General features: G+C 53.0%; 2 tRNA genes and 3 rRNA genes. All 5 read right to left on the reverse strand.

Going from position 1 to position 5,501, the window contains the following annotated elements:
• Positions 1-27: 27 nt before the first annotated feature.
• The 5 genes from rrf to J3362_RS19760 all read right to left on the reverse strand — a co-directional run bounded on the left by rrf (position 28) and on the right by J3362_RS19760 (position 5,329).
• A 5S ribosomal RNA gene (rrf, locus tag J3362_RS19740) occupies positions 28-142 on the reverse strand.
• 99 nt (positions 143-241) lie between these two features.
• Positions 242-3,133, reverse strand: a 23S ribosomal RNA gene (locus tag J3362_RS19745).
• Positions 3,134-3,450: 317 nt separating this feature from the next.
• Positions 3,451-3,526: transfer RNA gene (locus J3362_RS19750), tRNA-Ala, on the reverse strand.
• Between the two features lie 95 nt (positions 3,527-3,621).
• A tRNA-Ile gene (locus tag J3362_RS19755) sits at positions 3,622-3,698 on the reverse strand.
• Positions 3,699-3,789: 91 nt separating this feature from the next.
• Positions 3,790-5,329, reverse strand: a 16S ribosomal RNA gene (locus J3362_RS19760).
• Together the 16S, 23S and 5S rRNA genes with 2 tRNA genes alongside form the textbook arrangement of a ribosomal RNA operon.
• Positions 5,330-5,501 lie beyond the last annotated feature (172 nt).

Below are 5,501 nucleotides of genomic sequence, written 5' to 3' on the forward strand. Positions count from 1 at the left end.
AGGATGCTGGGGTTTTCGGTATTAGGCGCCTGACGATGACCTACTCTCACATGGGCAACGCCACACTACCATCGGCGCTGGTCTGTTTCACTTCTGAGTTCGGGATGGGATCAGGTGGTTCCAGACCGCTATGGTCGTCAGGCAAAACGGTTGATCACTGGGGGACGAGAAGGAACTAAGTGATGCTGATTTCGTTTGAGCGGTTAGGCTCTGCGTTATCCGCAATTGTCTTGGGTGTTATATAGTCAAGCCGCACGAGCAATTAGTATCGGTTAGCTCAACGCCTCGCAGCGCTTACACACCCGACCTATCAACGTCCTGGTCTTGAACGGCTCTTCAGGGACCTCAAGGGTCCAGGGAGATCTCATCTTGGAAGGGGCTTCCCGCTTAGATGCTTTCAGCGGTTATCCTGTCCGAACATAGCTACCGGGCAATGCCACTGGCGTGACAACCCGAACACCAGAGGTTCGTCCACTCCGGTCCTCTCGTACTAGGAGCAGCTTTCCTCAAATCTCCAACGTCCACGGCAGATAGGGACCGAACTGTCTCACGACGTTCTAAACCCAGCTCGCGTACCACTTTAAATGGCGAACAGCCATACCCTTGGGACCGGCTTCAGCCCCAGGATGTGATGAGCCGACATCGAGGTGCCAAACACCGCCGTCGATGTGAACTCTTGGGCGGTATCAGCCTGTTATCCCCGGAGTACCTTTTATCCGTTGAGCGATGGCCCTTCCATACAGAACCACCGGATCACTATGACCTACTTTCGTACCTGCTCGACGTGTCTGTCTCGCAGTTAAGCGGGCTTGTGCCATTACACTAACCGCATGATGTCCGACCATGCTTAGCCCACCTTTGTGCTCCTCCGTTACGCTTTGGGAGGAGACCGCCCCAGTCAAACTACCCACCACACAGTGTCCTCAACCCCGATAAGGGGTCCAAGTTAGAACCTCAAACATGTCAGGCTGGTATTTCAAGGTTGGCTCCATGAGAACTGGCGTTCCCACTTCAAAGCCTCCCAGCTATCCTACACAAACATGCTCAAAGTTCACTGTGAAGCTATAGTAAAGGTTCACGGGGTCTTTCCGTCTAGCCGCGGATACACCGCATCTTCACGGCGATTTCAATTTCACTGAGTCTCGGGTAGAGACAGCGCCCCCATCGTTACGCCATTCGTGCAGGTCGGAACTTACCCGACAAGGAATTTCGCTACCTTAGGACCGTTATAGTTACGGCCGCCGTTTACCGGGGCTTCGATCAAGAGCTTCGCGCAAGCGCTAACCCCATCAATTAACCTTCCGGCACCGGGCAGGCGTCACACCGTATACGTCCACTTTCGTGTTTGCACAGTGCTGTGTTTTTAATAAACAGTCGCAGGGGCCTGGTATCTTCGACTGGCTTCAGCTCCACCCGCAGGGGTATCACCTAACACCAGCGTGCCTTCTCCCGAAGTTACGGCACCATTTTGCCTAGTTCCTTTACCCGAGTTCTCTCAAGCGCCTTGGTATTCTCTACCTGACCACCTGTGTCGGTTTGGGGTACGGTCCCGAATAGCCTGAAGCTTAGAAGATTTTCCTGGAAGCATGGCATCAATGACTTCCCGCTCTAAGAGCAGTCGTCGTCGCGTCTCGAGATTGTGGACCCGGATTTGCCTAAGTCCACTCCCTACTCGCTTAAACCGGGACAACCGTCGCCCGGCTCACCTAGCCTTCTCCGTCTCTCCATCGCAGCTATCCAAGGTACGGGAATATTAACCCGTTTCCCATCGACTACACCTTTCGGTCTCGCCTTAGGGGCCGACTCACCCTGCGCCGATTAGCGTTGCGCAGGAACCCTTGGTCTTCCGGCGTGGGAGTTTTTCACTCCCATTGTCGTTACTCATGTCAGCATTCGCACTTCTGATACCTCCAGCATGCTTCTCAACACACCTTCGCAGGCTTACAGAACGCTCCCCTACCCCGCATACAAAGTATGCAGCCGCAGCTTCGGTGACCAGTTTGAGCCCCGTTACATCTTCCGCGCAGGCCGACTCGACTAGTGAGCTATTACGCTTTCTTTAAAGGATGGCTGCTTCTAAGCCAACCTCCTAGCTGTCTGAGCCTTCCCACATCGTTTCCCACTTAACTGGTACTTGGGGACCTTAGCTGGCGGTCTGGGTTGTTTCCCTCTTCACGACGGACGTTAGCACCCGCCGTGTGTCTCCCGGATAGTACTCACAGGTATTCGGAGTTTGCATCGGGTTGGTAAGTCGGGATGACCCCCTAGCCGAAACAGTGCTCTACCCCCTGTGGTATTCGTCCGAGGCGCTACCTAAATAGCTTTCGGGGAGAACCAGCTATCTCCGGGCTTGATTAGCCTTTCACTCCGATCCACAAGTCATCCCCTGGCTTTTCAACGACAGTGGGTTCGGTCCTCCAGTTGATGTTACTCAACCTTCAACCTGCTCATGGATAGATCGCCCGGTTTCGGGTCTATGCCCAGCGACTAAATCGCCCTATTCAGACTCGGTTTCCCTACGGCTCCCCTAAACGGTTAACCTCGCCACTGAACATAAGTCGCTGACCCATTATACAAAAGGTACGCCGTCACGGAACAAGTCCGCTCCGACTGCTTGTACGCATACGGTTTCAGGATCTATTTCACTCCCCTCACAGGGGTTCTTTTCGCCTTTCCCTCACGGTACTGGTTCACTATCGGTCAGTCAGGAGTATTTAGCCTTGGAGGATGGTCCCCCCATGTTCAGACAGGATATCACGTGTCCCGTCCTACTCGATTTCACTAAACTCAGGTTTCGGATACGGGGCTATCACCCACTATGGCGGCACTTTCCAGAGCCTTCTCCTACCAGTTGTTTAGCTTAAGGGCTAATCCCCGTTCGCTCGCCGCTACTTAGGGAATCTCGGTTGATTTCTTTTCCTCGGGGTACTTAGATGTTTCAGTTCCCCCGGTTCGCCTCTTACACCTATGTATTCAGTGCAAGATACCCGACCGAAATCGGGTGGGTTTCCCCATTCAGAAATGCCCGGATCACAGCTTGTTTGCCAGCTCCCCGAACCTTATCGCAGGCTTCCACGTCTTTCATCGCCTCTGACTGCCAAGGCATCCACCGTATGCGCTTAGTTGCTTGACTATATAACCCCAAGACAACTGTGTTCCATTCATCGACAACCTGGTAAACCAGGGCGTCAATAAGTGGAGACAGTTCCTTGAAGCGACATAACAACCACTTCAACGACAACACCGGATAACGCTTGAAATCGTTATCACTCTGATCAATGAATTCCGGAGATAATGGAATCCATCAATCGTGTTCTATCTCGTCCAATTTGTTAAAGAGCAAATCTGACCCAGTGATCAGAAAGAAGATCTTCAGTTACAACCCTGACTCGAGTCACACAACTGAAAAGCTTGTTTCTGTACACTGCCAACCGAAGTTAGCCAGTAATTTGGTGGAGCTAGGCAGGATCGAACTGCCGACCTCCTGCGTGCAAGGCAGGCGCTCTCCCAGCTGAGCTATAGCCCCATAAAGCTATTACAAGAATTATTCAGATCAAGGCATCGGATGGCGCCGCATAGCCTGCTATGCAAGTCATTCGATAACGCCGAGCTGGATAATTCTGGTGGGTCTGGGTGGACTTGAACCACCGACCTCACCCTTATCAGGGGTGCGCTCTAACCACCTGAGCTACAGACCCAAAAACACGGGCCTGCAACGACCCATCTGCTCTCTTTATTCAGCTAACCAAGTAATTCGTGTGGACTCTGACCGAAGCATTCGGCTTCGTTTAAGGAGGTGATCCAGCCGCAGGTTCCCCTACGGCTACCTTGTTACGACTTCACCCCAGTCATGAACCACACCGTGGTGATCGTCCTCCCGAAGGTTAGACTAACCACTTCTGGTGCAATCCACTCCCATGGTGTGACGGGCGGTGTGTACAAGGCCCGGGAACGTATTCACCGTGACATTCTGATTCACGATTACTAGCGATTCCGACTTCACGCAGTCGAGTTGCAGACTGCGATCCGGACTACGATGCGTTTTGTGAGATTGGCTCCCCCTCGCGGGTTTGCAGCCCTCTGTGCGCACCATTGTAGCACGTGTGTAGCCCTGGCCGTAAGGGCCATGATGACCTGACGTCATCCCCACCTTCCTCCGGTTTGTCACCGGCAGTCTCCCTAGAGTTCTCAGCCGAACTGCTAGCAACTAGGGATAGGGGTTGCGCTCGTTACGGGACTTAACCCAACATCTCACGACACGAGCTGACGACGGCCATGCAGCACCTGTGTCAGAGTTCCCGAAGGCACCAATCCATCTCTGGAAAGTTCTCTGCATGTCAAGGCCAGGTAAGGTTCTTCGCGTTGCGTCGAATTAAACCACATGCTCCACCGCTTGTGCGGGCCCCCGTCAATTCATTTGAGTTTTAACCTTGCGGCCGTACTCCCCAGGCGGTCTACTTAGTGCGTTAGCTGCGCCACTAAGACTTCAAGAGTCCCAACGGCTAGTAGACATCGTTTACGGCGTGGACTACCAGGGTATCTAATCCTGTTTGCTCCCCACGCTTTCGCACCTCAGTGTCAGTATTGGTCCAGAGTGCCGCCTTCGCCACTGGTGTTCCTTCCTATATCTACGCATTTCACCGCTACACAGGAAATTCCACACTCCTCTACCATACTCTAGCCTGACAGTTCGAAATGCCGTTCCCAGGTTAAGCCCGGGGCTTTCACATCTCGCTTATCAAACCACCTACGCGCGCTTTACGCCCAGTAATTCCGATTAACGCTTGCACCCTCCGTATTACCGCGGCTGCTGGCACGGAGTTAGCCGGTGCTTCTTCTGTGAGTAACGTCAAGCCCTACGAGTATTAGTCGCAGAGTTTTCCTCCTCACTGAAAGTGCTTTACAACCCGAAAGCCTTCTTCACACACGCGGCATGGCTGGATCAGGGTTGCCCCCATTGTCCAATATTCCCCACTGCTGCCTCCCGTAGGAGTTCGGGCCGTGTCTCAGTCCCGATGTGGCTGATCATCCTCTCAGACCAGCTACGGATCGTCGCCTTGGTAGGCCTTTACCCTACCAACTAGCTAATCCGACATAGGCACATCCAATAGCGCAAGGTCCGAAGATCCCCTGCTTTCCCCCGAAGGGCGTACGCGGTATTAATCCGGGTTTCCCCGGGCTATCCCCCACTACTGGGCAGTTTCCTATGCATTACTCACCCGTCCGCCGCTCGTCAGCGGGTAGCAAGCTACCCCTGTTACCGCTCGACTTGCATGTGTTAAGCCTGCCGCCAGCGTTCAATCTGAGCCATGATCAAACTCTTCAGTTTAAATCATACAAGAATCCGAAGATTCTCTATTCTTGCTCAAGACAAAACTCAATTTCGACGAGTCACTGTCCTGATATTTCATATCCGAAATACCTCGGCCAGCGCCCACACGAATTACTTGGTCAACTTTTTAAAGAGCGTTTGAGCTGTTGCTCAATCAAGGCCGCGTATT

Source organism: Marinobacter sp. NFXS11 (genome assembly GCF_040148675.1).
Lineage (GTDB): Bacteria > Pseudomonadota > Gammaproteobacteria > Pseudomonadales > Oleiphilaceae > Marinobacter.